The organism is Janthinobacterium sp., from assembly GCF_009923995.1.
In the GTDB taxonomy this organism is placed as follows: Bacteria; Pseudomonadota; Gammaproteobacteria; order Burkholderiales; family Burkholderiaceae_D; genus Janthinobacterium.
In genome coordinates, this window is sequence record NZ_RFSK01000094.1 from 1 (window position 1) to 14,393 (window position 14,393).

Below are 14,393 nucleotides of genomic sequence, written 5' to 3' on the forward strand. Positions count from 1 at the left end.
CGGAACAAGCTTGTTCCGCCTGCAAGCTGCCCTTACAGTGCCACACCACGCGCCTGCAGGGCGGCCCGCACGCCGGCGCCATACGCGGCATCGGCCTGGTCGAAGTGCCCCAGCTGGCGCTGCAGGGTTTCCGGCCGCACCAGGCTCAACGGTCCTGCCAGGTTGTCGAACAGGTTCTGCTTTGCCTGGGGCGACATCAGGCGGAACAGGTTGCCGGCCTGCGTGTAGTCGTCTTCCACGCCGCGTCCGTCGTAGCGCGCCGCGCCGCCGTCCAGCGCCAGCGCCGGCTCGCCATGGCCCAGCCCCTGCGGCTGCGTGCCGGCCGCCGCCACGTTGGCATAGTTGCGCGCCGCGCCGCCATTGTGGATGGCCATGCCGCCATCGCGCTGCTGGTTATGGAAGGGGCAGCGGGCCGCATTCACGGGCAGATGCTGGTGGTTCGTGCCGACGCGGTACAGCTGGGCGTCGTGGTAGGCGAACAATCGGCCCTGCAGCATCTTGTCCGGCGAATAGCCCATGCCGGGCACGGCGTTGGCTGGCGAAAACGCGGCCTGCTCGACTTCCGCGTGGTAATTGTCCGGGTTGCGGTTCAGTTCGAAAATCCCCACGGGCAGCAGCGGGAAATCCGCATGCGGCCACACCTTCGTCAGGTCGAACGGGTTCCAGCCCGTGCGCTGCTCCCAGGCATCGAGTTGCTCCTGCGTCGCCACCTGCAGCTTGACTTCCCACTGCGGGAAATCGCCCCGTTCGATGGCGCCGAACAGGTCGCGCTGGGCGTAGTCGGGGTCGGCACCGGCCAGGCGGCCCGCTTCCGCCGCAGGCAGGTTCCTGATGCCCTGGCGCGTCTTGAAATGCCATTTCACATACACGCGCTGGCCGTCCGCATTGATCAGGCTATAGGTATGGCTGCCGAAGCCGTCCATGTGGCGGTAGCCGTCCGGCGTGCCGCGGTCCGAGAACAGCATGGTGACCTGGTGCAGGCTTTCCGGCGCATGGCTCCAGAAGTCGAACATCATTTCCGCCGATTTCAGGTTGCTTTGCGGATCGCGCTTTTGCGTGTGCACAAAGTCGGGGAACTTGATCGGGTCCTTGATGAAGAACATGGGCGTGTTGTTGCCGACCAGGTCCCAGTTGCCCTCTTCCGTATAGAAGCGCACGGCGAAGCCGCGCGGGTCGCGTTCCGTGTCGGCGCTGCCGCGTTCGCCACCGACGGTGGAAAAGCGGGCAAAGGTGGCCGTCTGCTTGCCCACTTCGGAAAACAGCCTGGCCTTGGTGTAGCGCGAGATGTCGTGCGTGACGGTGAAGGTGCCGTAGGCGCCCGAACCTTTCGCGTGCACGACGCGCTCGGGGATGCGCTCGCGGTTGAAATGCTGGAGTTTTTCGATCAGGTGGAAGTCTTGCAGCAGCAGGGGGCCGCGGGGGCCGGCGCTGATGGAATTCTGGTTGTCGGCGACGGGAATGCCCGACGCGGTGCTCAATGGCGGCTGTTGACTCATGGCTGCTTTTCCTTCGTTGTTGACTGATGGAATCAGTGTAACGAGTACAACAACAAAGGAAAAGCTAATTGATTTTATCGATTCGATAGATATTTACAATATTACCCTAGAGGGCGCATCCGGCCGCATCGCACATGCCGCCCAGCTGCGCCTGCAGCTTGCCCGGCTGGCCCAGGAAGCCCCCGATGTCGATGACGGACAGCTTGCCCGTGCCATCGTCGAGCACGAAGGTGGGAAAGCCCTGCCCGCCCACGCGCGCCAGCAGGGCGCGGCTGGCATCGATGTGCCGCTGCGTGGCCGCGCCCGCCTGCCGCGCATACGCCGCCTGGAAAGCATCGCCATCCATGCCCAGCTGCTGCGCCAGCACCACCAGCACGGGCACGTCGGCGATGCGCAAGCCTTCCACATAATGGGCGCGCTGCACGCGCTGCAGCATGTCCAGGCCCTTGCCCGCCAGTGCCTCGGCCGCCAGGATGGCCGTGATCGGCGGTTCGGAATCCATCATGGCCGTCGTGTCGTTCAGCAAGCCATTCAGGTAGGCGTCGCCAAACGGCTGGCCGGACAATTGCTCGATGCGCCGGTCATGCGGCAGCACATAGCCGCGCCAGGCGGGCGTGATCTGGCGGCGATTACTGCCCGTCATCATGCCGCCGCCGTGGAAGGCCACCGTCAGGCCGGGCACGGCGCGCGCCGCCTCGACCAGCGGCGCGGCGCCATAGCACCAGCCGCACAGGGGATCGAAAATGTAATGCAGTGTAGGGTACGCCATGCTGGCTCCTTGATGCTTGAATGCGTTTCAGTCCAGGCGGCGCGGCCCGTACAGGCGCCGCGCCGCGGTTTTCACTACGGATTTACCACTTCATCTCGCCCTTGGCCACTTTCGCGCTCGTCTCCAGCGCGCCATCGAGGCCCAGGCTCGGGTAGTGCTGCTTCATGGCCTCGATCAGGGCGGCCGAATTGGCCGCCTTCGCCGTTTCCGCCTCGAACGTCACCAGGTAGTCGCGCGTAAAGCCGATGCTGTCGGGCGTCATGGGCGAGCCTACCTTGAAGTGGCCGGGCACGACCGTGACGGGCTTGAGGGCGGCGATGCCGTCGAGCGTCTTGAGCCAGTCCTGGCGCGACTGCAGGCTTTGCGTATCGGCCGTCCACACGTGCAGGTTCCCAAACAGCACCACGCCGCCGACGACGGCCTTGATCGATGGAATCCACACATAGGTGCGCGAGGGCGTCGGGCCGGCGATGTCCAGCGACTGGCCTTCCAGGGTGATGCGCTTGCCCTTCAGCGCCTGCGGAATGACGATGCCGTGCGGCGCATTGTCTTTCAGGATGGGACCCCAGTAGGCGACCTTGGCATCGGCCTTGCGGCGGATTTCCGCCACGGTCTCCGGCGTGGCGACGATTTTTGCCTGCGGGAACGCCGCCTTGATCACGTCCAGGCCGAAGTAAAAATCGGGATCGCTGTGGCTGATGTAGACGGTGGTCAGTTTCTTGCCGCTGGCGCGGATCTTTTCCACCAGCTTTTGCGCTTCGACGCGCGAAAACTGCGCATCGATGAGCACGGCGTCATGCTGGCCCGCCACCAGCACGGACGCGACGGGGAAGATGGCCGCTTCGCCCGGATTGAAGACGTCCAGCGTCAGGGGCGCGCCAGCGGCGGCCGAGGCGGCGCCGGCGGCAAACAGGGTGGAGACAAGAACGCTGCTGATGGATTTGGAGAACATGGTGCGCCTTCACGAAGTAGATGGGATGCAGGCATCTTACGTTGCTTGAATCGGTAGAAAAACCCGATAAATTGCAATAATTTATTGCGTAATTCGATGCAATAAGCACGGCCGCGCCACCGGAATGGCGCCAACTTGCACGGCACAGTGTATTTTTCCAGTCCATACGCCCCTTAAAACGACAATCACGGCAACGGCATAGCGCCGTCACAAAACGTGTCACATCGTCATGAGGGTGTCACATTGGATTGTTATCTTGCTAGCTCTTTCAAACCTAGCCGGATGAATCACATGACACGCAGAAAAATTTCCGTCGCTGGTTGCAGCGTCGCTATCACCCTGATGCTGGCCGCCTGCGGCAGCGACAGTAAAAAAGACGATGTGGTGGTGGAAGCGCCGCCGAAAAACGTCATCTTCTTCCTCGGCGATGGCATGGGCCTGACCACCATGACGGCCGCGCGCATCTACTCGGTGGGCGAAGAAGGCACGCTGACGATGGACACCCTGCCGGAAACGGCCTTCGTCAAGACCTTCTCGAACGATGCGCAAGTGACGGACAGCGCGCCATCGATGGCCGCCTACATGACCGGCGTCAAGATGAACAATGAAGTCATTTCCATGTCGGCCAACACGGTCGCCATCGATCCGGGCACGGATGCGAATGGCAACAAGCTGGTCAACAAATGCGGCACCGGCAACGGCACGCCCGCGACCACCCTGCTGGAACTGGCCAAGGCCAAGGGCTTCGCCGCCGGCGTCGTCAGCACGGCGCGCGTGACGCACGCCACGCCGGCCGCCACCTACTCGCACATCTGCCACCGCGACCTGGAAAACGATATCGCCGCGGCCCTCGTGCCGGGCGGCACGGGCTACAACAGCGCCCTGGGCACGACGGGCCTGGAAGTGGTGCTGGGCGGCGGCGCGCAATTCTTCACGCAGTTCAAGGACGGCGGCAAGCGTTCCGATGGCCGCGACCTGATCGCCGAACTGAAGGCGAAGAGCTACACCGTGGCCAACAACGCCGCCGACTTCAAGGCCGTCGATGCGGCCAAGACGGACCGCCTGTTCGGCGTGTTCACGTCCAGCCACATGAGCTATGACCTGGACCGCGATGCAAGCAAGGAACCTAGCCTGGCGGAAATGACCACCAAGGCCATGGACGTGCTGGCAAAAAACAAGAAAGGCTATTTCCTGATGGTCGAAGGCGGCCGCATCGACCATGCGCTGCATGAAACCACGGCCAAGAAGGCCCTGCAGGATACCGTCGCGTTCGACAACGCCATCAAGGCCGCCATCGACAAGGCCAAGCTCACCGACCCGACCCTGGCCAATACCCTGATCGTCGTCACAGCCGACCACGACCACACCCTGGTGCTGAACGGCTACGCCAAGCGCACGGGCAAGACGGCTGCCGGCAACGCGGGCGTGCTGGGCGTGGTGAAGAACTACGTCACCGGCGCGGTCGAAAAGGACCTGGACGGCGCACCGTATTCCATCATCGGCTTCGGCAATGGTGAAAACCGCACGCAATCGAGCCGCGCCGCCATGGCCAGCCTCGACGAAACCGTCACCAGCGCCAATATGTACCACCAGGAAGCGGTGATCCGTACGACGGCCGGCAATGAAACCCACGGCGGCACCGACGTCTTCCTGGGCGCCATCGGCAAAGGTGCGGACACCTTCCTGGGCACCATCGACAACACCAAAGTATTCGGCCTGGTCAAGACCGCCGGCGGTCTGTAATCACCAAGACATCAGAATTGGACAAGCACATGAAACATGCATTGAAACTCTCCTTGCTGACCACGCTCGTGGCCGCCAGCGTTGCCAACGGCGCCTACGCCGCCGACGCCAAGAACGTCATCTTCTTCCTCGGTGACGGCATGGGCCCCTCCGTCGTGACGGCCGCGCGCATCTACCAGTACAAGGAAGACGGCAGCCTGACGATGGACACGCTGGAACGCACGGCGCGCATCAAGACGTTCTCGAACGATGCGCAAACGACGGACAGCGCGCCATCGATGGCCGCCTACATGACCGGCGTCAAGATGAACAATGAAGTCATCTCGATGGCGCAGGACACGATCGCCAAGGAACCCAGCCGCGATGCCAACGGCAACCTGGGCGTGGATAACTGCCCGGCCGGCGGCAAGACCGTGCCGACCATCCTGGAACTGGCGAAAGCCAAGGGCAAGGCCGTGGGCGCCATCACCACCACGGAACTGACGCACGCCACGCCGGCAACGACCTTCTCGCATATCTGCAACCGCAACGCGCAATACGCGATTGCCGCGCAAACGGTGCCGGGCGGCGCAGGCTACAACGCCGCCCTGGGCGACGGCGTCGACGTGCTGATGGGTGGCGGCCGCAACCACTTCACGCCATGGTCGGCCACCAACAAGTATGGCCGCGCCGATGGCCGCAACCTCTTGAGCGAATTTGCCGCCAAGGGCTACACCGTGGCCGCGACGAAAGCGGAAATGGCGGCAGCGCAGAGCGGCAAGAAATTCATCGGCCTGTACAGCACCCGCAGCCACCTGGAATATGAGCTGGACCGCACCGCCACGCCGCCGCTGGGCGAAGGCGCGACCCAGCCTAGCCTGACGGAAATGACGCTGAAGGCCATGGACTTGCTGTCGAAAAACACGAATGGCTACTTCCTGATGGTCGAAGGCGGCCGCATCGACCACGCCTTGCACGGCATCAACGCCAAGCGCGCGCTGACGGACACCATCGCCTTCGACGACGCCATCAAGGCGGCCATCGCCAAGATCAAGGAAACCGATCCGACGCTGGCCAATACCCTGATCATCGTCACGGCCGACCATGACCATACCCTGGCGTTCAACGGCTACGGCAAGCGCGGCAATCCTATCCTCGACATCAACCGCGGCTACAAGGATAACCAGCCGAGCAAGGATGTCGATGGCAATACCTACACCACCCTGGTGTTCGGCAATGGCCCGAACCGTCCTGACCTGCGCACCAACGTCGACAGCGCCACGGCCCTGAAAGACAACTACCTGCAAGAAACAGGCGTGCGCCTGGCCAGCGAAACCCACGGCGGCGGCGACGTCAAGCTGCTGGCCACAGGCGCCGGCGCCAAGGCCTTCAAGGGCACCCTGGACAACACCAAGGTATTCGACCTGCTGAAGGCCGCATTCGGCTTCTGATGTAGCACAAGCAGCGTAACCCCCACCGGGGCGGATGGCATAGGCCCTCCGCCCCCTTTGCACAAAAAGGCAGCACCATGAAACCGACCCTGATCGCCATCCTCCTCGCCGCCGGCTTCGCGGCGACCGCACAGGCGGCCCCCGCCGCCCCTGCCGACCTGGACCTGGGCATCACCTATTACAGCCGCGTCCTGACGCCCGAAGGCGTGACGCGCGAAAGCCGCTACGAAGAAAAGATGCTGCGCCGTCCCGGCCACGTGTGGGTCGAACGCGTACTGGCGCCGGCCACCGACGCGCATGCCGGCCACAGCCATGGCGAGAACAGGAAAGTGGCGCTGAAAACGTCGACGGCGCCCACGCAGCACGAACACAAGCACTTCAACCCCGTGCTCATTCCCCGTCACGTGACGCTGGAAAAGAACACGGTGCGCGTGGAATACATCGATGCGCACGACAAGATCGTCGTCTCCATCCCGAAGGCGGAGTATGAGAACGTCAACTTCGACGGTTCCTGGGAAAACAGTTTTTATCTGCTGGACCCGAAGCTGGTGGCCGCCATGCCCCTGGCGAAACAGGCGTCAACCGTGCCGGGCGCGCGCTGGCGCGAAGTGGAAAAGAATGGCGTGTTCCAGCGCATCCTGTGGGATGAGCAAAAACAGATTCCGCTGATCATCGAAAGCGGCGACCGCGCGAATACCTTCTATCGCCGCGTCGACGTCAAGCTGCAGCCGACCGTCAGCAAGGCCCAGCCGTGGGCCAACCTGCAAAACTACGCGCAGCGCGAGTATTCCGATTATCTCGACTAAACACTTGACCACGTCCCTGCCCGCTCGCTAGTATCTGACGAGTACCTTCCACAGGGAGCGCGGCATGGATGACCAATTCGAGAACGGTTTGCGCATGCGCAAACAAGTGATGGGCGACGCCTTCGTCGAGCGCGCCTTCGCCCAGGTGGACGCCTTCACGGCGCCCCTGCAAGACTTCGTCACGCGCAACGCCTGGGGCACGACCTGGTGCCGCGACGGCCTGGACCTGAAAACCCGCAGCCTGGCCACGATAGCCATGCTGACGGCCCTGGGCCGCGCCCAGGAGCTGCGCGGCCACGTGCGCGGCGCCGTCAACAATGGCGCATCCATGCAGGAAATCCAGGAAGTGCTGCTGCACGCGGCCGTGTACTGCGGCATGCCGCTGGCCATCGACGCCTTCCGCTCGGCCCATGACGTGCTGCGGGAAATGGGCCTGGTGGAGCCGGTTTCAACAGGCGGGGGCTGACCCCATATGCGCATAAAAAAAGCCAGGGAACGATCCCTGGCTTCCTGATGCCGGCAGATGCCGCCGCGGATTACTCCGCCGCTGCCGCTGCCTTCTTCGCCGGCGCCTTCTTGGCGGCCGGCTTCTTCACTGCCGCAACTTTCTTCGCCGGCGCCTTCTTCACGGCCGCCGCCTTCTTGACGGCCGTTTTCTTCGCTGGCGCCGCGCCCTCTTCGCCCTCGGCCTCGGCGGCAGCCGCCTTGGTCTTGGCTGCCGTCTTGGCGCCCGGCTTGGCCTTGCGCTCTTCAAACTCGAAGCTCACCTTGCCATCCTTGCCGCGCACGAGGAAAGCCTTGAACGGGCGACGGGTACGCTGGGAAATGAATCCTGGCAACAAGTCCGTCTTGCCATCGTTGAGCAGTTTTGCCATTTGTTCCGGCAAGATTTCCTGCTGCAAGATGATGCGGCCGCTGCGGAAATCGCACGCCTTCGGCTTGGCCACGCTGTGTTCGCACACATAGGCCAGGCCCATTTCATACACGCCGCCGGCGCACTTGGGACATGGTCCCAGCGCCGTCTGGCCCGTGAAATCGACGCCTTCGCCATCTTCGCTCTCGTCGTTCTGACCGAAATCGAATTCCAGCTTGAAATTCTTGATCTCTTCATCGCGCACGATGCGCAGGATGGCGGCGAACGGACGGCCCATCTTCGAACGGAAGCCTTGCAGCGGGCCGATGGTGCGGTCCTTCAGCAATTGTTCCACTTCGGCGATTTCGAACTGGCGCGAACCGGGCGTCTTGCTCATCGAGAATTCGCACTTGGTGCAGGCGAAACGGCGATAGTTTTCCTTCACCACGCCGCCGCAGTTCGGGCATGGCGTTTCCAGGGTCGCGTAGTCGCCCGGAATGGTGTCATTATCGTACTCCTTGGCGCGCTTGACGATGATCTGCGTCATCTGCGCGATTTCGCGCATGAATTCTTCGCGCGAAATCTTGCCTTTTTCCATCTGCGACAGCTTGTATTCCCACTCGCCCGTCAGCTCCGGCGCCGTCAATTCATTGACGCCCAGGCCCTTCAACAAGGTCATCAGCTGCGATGCCTTGGCCGTCGGGATCAGTTCGCGGCCTTCGCGGATCAGGTAGCGTTCCGTCAGCAAGCCCTCGATGGTGGCCGCGCGCGTGGCCGGCGTGCCCAGGCCCTTGCCGGCCATCGCATCGCGCAGCTCGTCGTCGTCGATCAGCTTGCCAGCGCCTTCCATGGCCGACAGCAAGGTCGCCTCCGTGAAGCGCGCGGGCGGCTTCGTCACCAGGCCGTTGGCGCTGACGCTTTCCGTGTGCACTGTTTCGCCCTTGGCGACGGGCACCAGGTTGCCGTTGCCATTGCTTTCCTTGTCCGCGTCCGTCGACGCTTCCTTGCCGTAGATGGCCAGCCAGCCCGGATTGGTCATGACCTTGCCTTCAGTCTTGAACTGATGGCCGGACACTTCCGTGTAGCGCGTGGTGACCTGGAATTCCGCAGGCGGGAAGAACACGGCCATGAAGCGGCGCGTGACGAGGTCGTACAGCTTCTGTTCCGGCTCGGACAGGTTCTTCGGCGCGATCGTCGTCGGGATGATGGCGAAGTGATCCGAGATCTTCGTGTTGTCGAAGATGCGCTTGTTCGGCTTGACCCAGCCCTTGTCGATGATCTGCTTGGCGAACTGGTGGTAGTTGCTGTTGTCCTTCACCGTTTCCAGCGCCTGCAGCACGGTCGGCATGTAGTCTTCCGGCAAGTGGCGCGAATCGGTACGCGGATACGTCAAGACCTTGTGCTTTTCGTACAGGGCCTGGGCCAGGCCCAGGGTGTTCTTGGCCGAGAAGCCGAAACGCGAGTTCGCTTCGCGCTGCAGGCTGGTCAGGTCGAACAGGCCCGGCGCCATCGAAGTGGTCGGTTTCGACTCTTCCGTGACGGTGCCCTGGCGGCCGCGGCAGGCGGTGGCGATCGAGTCGGCAGCCGTCTTGCTCCACAGGCGCTCGGCGCGCTTCTCGGGATCGTTCTCGTCCTTCTTGAACTTCGTGTCGAGCCAGCGGCCTTCATAGATGCCGGCCGCGCAGACGAATTCGGCGCGCACTTCCCAGAAGTCGCGCGGCACGAATTTTTTAATTTTATCTTCGCGTTCGACGACGATGGACAGGGTCGGCGTCTGCACGCGGCCCACGGTGGTCAGGTAAAAGCCGCCTTCTTTCGAATTGAACGCCGTCATGGCGCGCGTGCCATTGATGCCGATCAACCAGTCCGCTTCCGAACGGCAGCGGGCCGCGTCCGCCAGCGGCAGCATTTCCTCGTCGCTGCGCAGGTGGGCGAAACCGTCGCGGATGGCGCCCGGCGTCATCGACTGCAGCCACAGGCGCTTGACCGGCTGCTTGGCCTTGGCGTTTTGCGCGATCAGGCGGAAAATCAGCTCGCCTTCTCGCCCCGCGTCGCATGCGTTGATGAGGGTGGTAACGTCTTTACGTTTGATCAGCTTGTTTAATACTTTGAGGCGCGCTTCCGTCTTCGGGATGGGATTGAGCGCGAAATACGGTGGAATCATCGGCAAGTGCGCGAAACTCCATTTGCCGCGCTTCACGTCGAATTCTTCCGGCACGGCGATCTCCAGCAAGTGGCCGACCGCCGAGGACAGGACGTATTCATCCGATTCAAAGTACTCATCGTGCTTGGTAAAGCCGCCAAGCGTCTTCGCGATATCGTTCGCGACAGAAGGCTTCTCGGCGATGATGAGGGTTTTTGTCATATTTTTTAGTCTCGAAAAATGCTCTAGGATAGTTTCAGCATGCGCATCATACAGTGCATTGCCAGGCGCCGACGCATTTGTCTGCGCAAGGCCTTGTGACTTGTGGTCTTGTCAAGCGGCCAATGATAAGCGTCTATTGAAGAATTCGGCAAGTTATCTGCAAGCAAGACTGCGCAGGCGCAAACACAACGCTCAACTACACGCGGCGGCGCACCGCATGCCGGCCACAGACATATTAAAGGGGATGGCGCGGCAGCGGCGCGTGGGACAGGCAAACACTCATGCGGCGGGCGGCACGGGACAGCATCAACCTGTTCAGGGCAAGGCGCCGCAACGCTGCCCTGCACGGTTTATCAGTGTAGCAGGCGGGGCGGCAGGTCTTCGTCGTCGACGAACAGGTCGTCGAACATCAGGGCATCCGGTTCCTTGCCCTGGCTCCACAGCAGCATCAGCACGATGACTTTCAGCTTGCCCAGCGAGACGGGCGCCTCGTCGAGCGCGAGAGCCCGTTCGATGACGATTTCGCGCTGCAGCGGCGAGAGCACCTTGGCGCTTTCGAGGAACTGGATGAAGCCGATGGCGGCCGTGCCCAGCACGTCGCTTTCCTGCTTCACGTAGAAACGCGTGCCCGTGGAACTGGCCGTCAGCGTCTGCTCGACGCCAGCCATGGCGTTCAGGTCCGTCAGCCACACGAGCGCCTCGGAAATTTCCACGTCGTCGAAACCGACGGCCGACAGTTTGCGCGCCAGGGCTGCCGGCTCGGGGCAGGCATCGGGGCGATAATAAGTCTCGTAGAGGTACACCAGGATATCGAACATGGCTCTACTCTAGCAGCTAAGTTCGCTGGGGCACAAGGGTGCGCGCCGACAAAGGGCAAGCGTGCGGCGTGGCCGCCACACAAGTGACAAGCTGTCATTTGCAGCGTTGAAACAGTCCTCCCGGCAAGCGTTCCACGCGGCCCGCCAGCTCCAGCGCCAGCAATTCGCCCATCAGCGCACCCATGTCCAGGCCGCTGCGCGCGGCCAGGGTATCGGCATCGAGGGGATCGTGGCCCAGCGCCGCCAGCAGCGGCGTATCCGCCTCCGGCTTCGCCGGCGGCGCGCCGGGAACGCCGCTCAGCCACTGCAGTTCCTGCAGCACGTCGTCGGCCGACTCGACCAGCTTGGCGCCCTGCTTGATGAGCGCATGGCACCCCTTCGCCAGGGTGGCGTGGATGGAACCGGGCAAGGCATACACGTCGCGCCCCTGCTCGCCAGCCAGGCGCGCCGTGATCAGGGAACCCGACTGCGCGGCCGCCTCGATCACCAGCACGCCGCGCGCCAGGCCGCTGATCAGGCGATTGCGACGTGGAAAGTTGCCTGGCATGGCGGGCAAGCCCAGCGCGTACTCGCTGACGATGCAGCCTTGTTCGGCAATTCTTTGCGCCAGATCAAGATTACGCCGCGGATACACGAGATCCGCGCCCGTGCCGATCACGGCCACCGTGGACGCGCCGGTGCGCAGGCCGCCCTCGTGCGCGTGCGTGTCGATGCCCAGCGCCAGCCCGGAAATGATGGTCAGCCCGGCCGCGCCGAGGGCTTGCGCGAACGCCGCCGCGTTCTGCATGCCTTGCGCGCTGGCATTGCGGCTGCCGATGATGGCCACGCCGGGCCGCGACAGCAGTTCCGCGCGGCCCCGCACGTACAGCAGCAGGGGCGGATCGGCAATTTCCAGCAACAGGGGCGGATAGGCGGGGTCCGCCAGGGTCAGCACGGCGTTGCCGGGCCGCTGCAGCCACTGCAGGGTCAGTTCCAGCTGGCTGTTGGCCAGCGGCTTGGGCGGCTGCGCGATGGCGCGCGCCACGCCGGCCGGCACCACCTCGCGCAAGGCCGCGAAGGAGGCGGCGAAGATCTGCGGCGGCAGGCCGAAGCGGGCCAGCAAGGCGCGCGCCGCCACCGGCCCCACGCCGGGCAGATACTGCAGGCGCAGCCAGCCGGCCAGTTCGCCGGCCGTCTCCGCCCCCGTTGCAATTGCGTGCATGACAACCTCCGTCCATGTTGTGCCACTCCCATGCTAGCGCCATGGCAAACCGGCGATGCCGACGCGCGCAAGGATGGCGCCGATGGCGGGGAAAACGGCCCGCCATCCACAGGGCCACGGGCGTCTGTGATAAAATTTCCCTTTGCAGCAGACTAATCGACGCACTGGCAAGCGCATCTGCCGCGCCGTTGCGCCACACGCAGCCAACCGTAGCGCACTCAACTCGATAACAGACAGCCCATACCGCCATGCCGCCTTGCGCATGGCCCAGGCATGAATAATCCGGCGCACCGGCGCCCACCTTAACCAGTCGAATCCGTATGTCCATCTTAAATATCCTGCGTTACCCCGATCCACGCCTGCACACCGTCGCCAAGCCCGTCACCGCTTTCGACGAGCGCCTGCAAACCCTGATCGACGACATGGCCGAAACCATGTACGACGCCCCCGGCGTCGGTCTTGCTGCATCGCAAGTCGATGAGCATATCCAGATGATGGTGATCGACATCACCGAAGAAAAAAACCAGCTGCAAGTGTTCATCAATCCGGAAATCACCTGGGCCAGCGAAGAAAAGCAGGTCTACGACGAAGGCTGTTTGTCCGTGCCCGGCGTCTACGACGGCGTCGAGCGCCCGGCCCGCATCAAGGTGCGCGCCCTGGACCGCCATGGCAAGCAGTTCGAACTGGAAGCCGATGGCTTGCTGGCCGTCTGCATCCAGCATGAGATGGATCATCTGCTGGGCAAGGTATTCGTCGAATACCTGTCGCCGCTCAAGCGCAACCGCATCAAGACCAAGATGATCAAGGAAATCCGCGGCCTCGAGCGCGAAGCGAGCTTGCGCGCACAGAACCGCCGTTTCTAAGCCGCTGCTGATAGACTGAAGACCGTACCGTTACACCTCGCCAGCCTGGCGCCTCCGGCGTGGGCCTGCGCACCTCACGTCAAGGAATAATATGAAAGTGATCTTCGCAGGCACGCCTGAGTTCGCCGCCACGGCCCTGAAGGACTTGCACGAAGCGGGATTCGAGATCCCGCTGGTGCTGACCCAGCCCGACCGTCCTGCCGGACGCGGCATGCAGCTGCACGCCTCGGCCGTCAAGCAGTACGCGCAGGCGCACGGCATCGAGGTGCTGCAGCCGCTGTCGCTGCGCATGGACAGCAAGGACCCGCAGCGCGCCGCCGAAGCGCAAGCGGCCCATGAGCGCCTGCTGGCCACGGACTACGACGTCATGGTGGTGGCCGCGTACGGCTTGATCTTGCCGCGCAGCACACTCGACATCAAGCCCTGCATCAATATCCACGCTTCCCTGCTGCCCCGCTGGCGCGGCGCGGCGCCCATCCACCGCGCCATCGAGGCCGGTGACGACGAAACGGGCGTGACCATCATGCAGATGGAAGAAGGCCTGGACACGGGTCCCATGCTGGCCGTCGAACGCCTGCCCATCGAAGCGGGCGATTCCACCGCGACCCTGCACGACAAGCTGGCCAGCCTGGGCGGCAAGATGATCGTCGAAACCCTGCGCAAGATGCAGCAGCAGCCGCTGGAAGCGGTGCCGCAGCCGGAAGCGGGCGTCACCTATGCGGCGAAAATCGCCAAGGACGAGGCGGCGCTCGATTTCAGCCAGCCGGCGCTGGAACTGGGCCTGAAAATCCGCGCCTTCAACCCGTTTCCCGGCGCCTGCGGCCAGGTCGATGGCGTCACCATCAAGATCTGGGCCGCCGACGTGCTCGAAGCGGACAGCAAGGAAGCCCCGGGCCAGGTGCTGGCCGCCGACGCCCAGCACGGCATCATCGTGGCCTGCGGCGACGGTTCCCTGCGCCTGACGGAACTGCAAAAACCGGGCGGCAAGCGCCTGCCCGCGCTGGACTTCATCAAGGGCTTCCCGCTGGAAGGCAAGCGTTTCGTTTGATGCGGCACGCATGTCTGTGCCTATAAAAAAGGGCTTGCCGCGGCAAGCC

Annotated in this window: 12 protein-coding genes; 6 read left to right on the top strand and 6 right to left on the bottom strand. The window is 63.5% G+C overall.

Features of this window, described 5'->3' with window-relative positions:
- Positions 1–32: 32 nt before the first annotated feature.
- The 3 genes from EBS11_RS26595 to EBS11_RS26605 form a co-directional block, all read right to left on the bottom strand.
- Positions 33–1,496, bottom strand: coding sequence for a catalase (locus EBS11_RS26595; RefSeq protein ID WP_290608186.1), 1,464 nt, complete (start codon positions 1,494–1,496; stop codon positions 33–35).
- Between the two features lie 106 nt (positions 1,497–1,602).
- On the bottom strand, positions 1,603–2,265 hold the full coding sequence (locus tag EBS11_RS26600; RefSeq protein WP_290608187.1) for a DsbA family protein: 663 nt from the start codon (positions 2,263–2,265) through the stop codon (positions 1,603–1,605).
- A gap of 82 nt (positions 2,266–2,347) precedes the next feature.
- Positions 2,348–3,217, bottom strand: coding sequence for an MBL fold metallo-hydrolase (locus tag EBS11_RS26605; RefSeq protein WP_290608188.1), 870 nt, complete (start codon positions 3,215–3,217; stop codon positions 2,348–2,350).
- 342 nt (positions 3,218–3,559) lie between these two features.
- On the opposite strand from EBS11_RS26605, the gene EBS11_RS26610 reads away from it, so the two are divergent.
- The 4 genes from EBS11_RS26610 (at position 3,560) to pcaC (ending at position 7,662) form a co-directional block, all read left to right on the top strand.
- Complete coding sequence (locus EBS11_RS26610) at positions 3,560–4,960, top strand: alkaline phosphatase (RefSeq protein WP_290608201.1); 1,401 nt, start codon at positions 3,560–3,562, stop codon at positions 4,958–4,960.
- A 29-nt stretch (positions 4,961–4,989) separates the two neighbouring features.
- On the top strand, positions 4,990–6,390 hold the full coding sequence (locus EBS11_RS26615; RefSeq protein ID WP_290608189.1) for an alkaline phosphatase: 1,401 nt from the start codon (positions 4,990–4,992) through the stop codon (positions 6,388–6,390).
- 77 nt (positions 6,391–6,467) lie between these two features.
- Positions 6,468–7,196 (top strand): hypothetical protein, encoded by a 729-nt coding sequence (locus tag EBS11_RS26620; protein WP_290608190.1) that lies wholly within the window; start codon positions 6,468–6,470, stop codon positions 7,194–7,196.
- Between the two features lie 64 nt (positions 7,197–7,260).
- Positions 7,261–7,662: a 4-carboxymuconolactone decarboxylase gene (gene pcaC / locus EBS11_RS26625; RefSeq protein WP_290608191.1), complete on the top strand. Its 402-nt coding sequence runs from the start codon at positions 7,261–7,263 to the stop codon at positions 7,660–7,662.
- Positions 7,663–7,732: 70 nt separating this feature from the next.
- Here pcaC and EBS11_RS26630 read toward each other — a convergent pair whose 3' ends face one another.
- The 3 genes from EBS11_RS26630 to dprA form a co-directional block, all read right to left on the bottom strand.
- A complete protein-coding gene (locus EBS11_RS26630; protein ID WP_290608192.1) occupies positions 7,733–10,414 on the bottom strand; it encodes a DNA topoisomerase III in 2,682 nt (893 codons plus the stop codon).
- Between the two features lie 353 nt (positions 10,415–10,767).
- Positions 10,768–11,232 (bottom strand): DUF494 domain-containing protein, encoded by a 465-nt coding sequence (locus EBS11_RS26635; protein WP_290608193.1) that lies wholly within the window; start codon positions 11,230–11,232, stop codon positions 10,768–10,770.
- A gap of 94 nt (positions 11,233–11,326) precedes the next feature.
- Complete coding sequence (gene dprA / locus EBS11_RS26640) at positions 11,327–12,433, bottom strand: DNA-processing protein DprA (RefSeq protein ID WP_290608195.1); 1,107 nt, start codon at positions 12,431–12,433, stop codon at positions 11,327–11,329.
- 320 nt (positions 12,434–12,753) lie between these two features.
- Between dprA and def the strand changes: the two genes are divergently transcribed.
- Both def and fmt read left to right on the top strand, forming a co-directional pair.
- Positions 12,754–13,296: a peptide deformylase gene (def, locus tag EBS11_RS26645; protein ID WP_290608196.1), complete on the top strand. Its 543-nt coding sequence runs from the start codon at positions 12,754–12,756 to the stop codon at positions 13,294–13,296.
- A 91-nt stretch (positions 13,297–13,387) separates the two neighbouring features.
- On the top strand, positions 13,388–14,344 hold the full coding sequence (fmt, locus tag EBS11_RS26650) for a methionyl-tRNA formyltransferase (RefSeq protein ID WP_290608199.1): 957 nt from the start codon (positions 13,388–13,390) through the stop codon (positions 14,342–14,344).
- Positions 14,345–14,393: the final 49 nt, after the last annotated feature.

Bases quoted from the DNA above. Each gene is read 5' to 3' on its own strand.
- EBS11_RS26595 (WP_290608186.1), bottom strand. From the start codon at position 1,496: ATGAGTCAACAGCCGCCATTGAGCACCGCGTCGGGCATTCCCGTCGCC.
- EBS11_RS26600 (WP_290608187.1), bottom strand. From the start codon at position 2,265: ATGGCGTACCCTACACTGCATTACATTTTCGATCCCCTGTGCGGCTGG.
- EBS11_RS26605 (WP_290608188.1), bottom strand. From the start codon at position 3,217: ATGTTCTCCAAATCCATCAGCAGCGTTCTTGTCTCCACCCTGTTTGCC.
- EBS11_RS26610 (WP_290608201.1), top strand. From the start codon at position 3,560: ATGCTGGCCGCCTGCGGCAGCGACAGTAAAAAAGACGATGTGGTGGTG.
- EBS11_RS26615 (WP_290608189.1), top strand. From the start codon at position 4,990: ATGAAACATGCATTGAAACTCTCCTTGCTGACCACGCTCGTGGCCGCC.
- EBS11_RS26620 (WP_290608190.1), top strand. From the start codon at position 6,468: ATGAAACCGACCCTGATCGCCATCCTCCTCGCCGCCGGCTTCGCGGCG.
- pcaC (WP_290608191.1), top strand. From the start codon at position 7,261: ATGGATGACCAATTCGAGAACGGTTTGCGCATGCGCAAACAAGTGATG.
- EBS11_RS26630 (WP_290608192.1), bottom strand. From the start codon at position 10,414: ATGACAAAAACCCTCATCATCGCCGAGAAGCCTTCTGTCGCGAACGAT.
- EBS11_RS26635 (WP_290608193.1), bottom strand. From the start codon at position 11,232: ATGTTCGATATCCTGGTGTACCTCTACGAGACTTATTATCGCCCCGAT.
- dprA (WP_290608195.1), bottom strand. From the start codon at position 12,433: ATGCACGCAATTGCAACGGGGGCGGAGACGGCCGGCGAACTGGCCGGC.
- def (WP_290608196.1), top strand. From the start codon at position 12,754: ATGTCCATCTTAAATATCCTGCGTTACCCCGATCCACGCCTGCACACC.
- fmt (WP_290608199.1), top strand. From the start codon at position 13,388: ATGAAAGTGATCTTCGCAGGCACGCCTGAGTTCGCCGCCACGGCCCTG.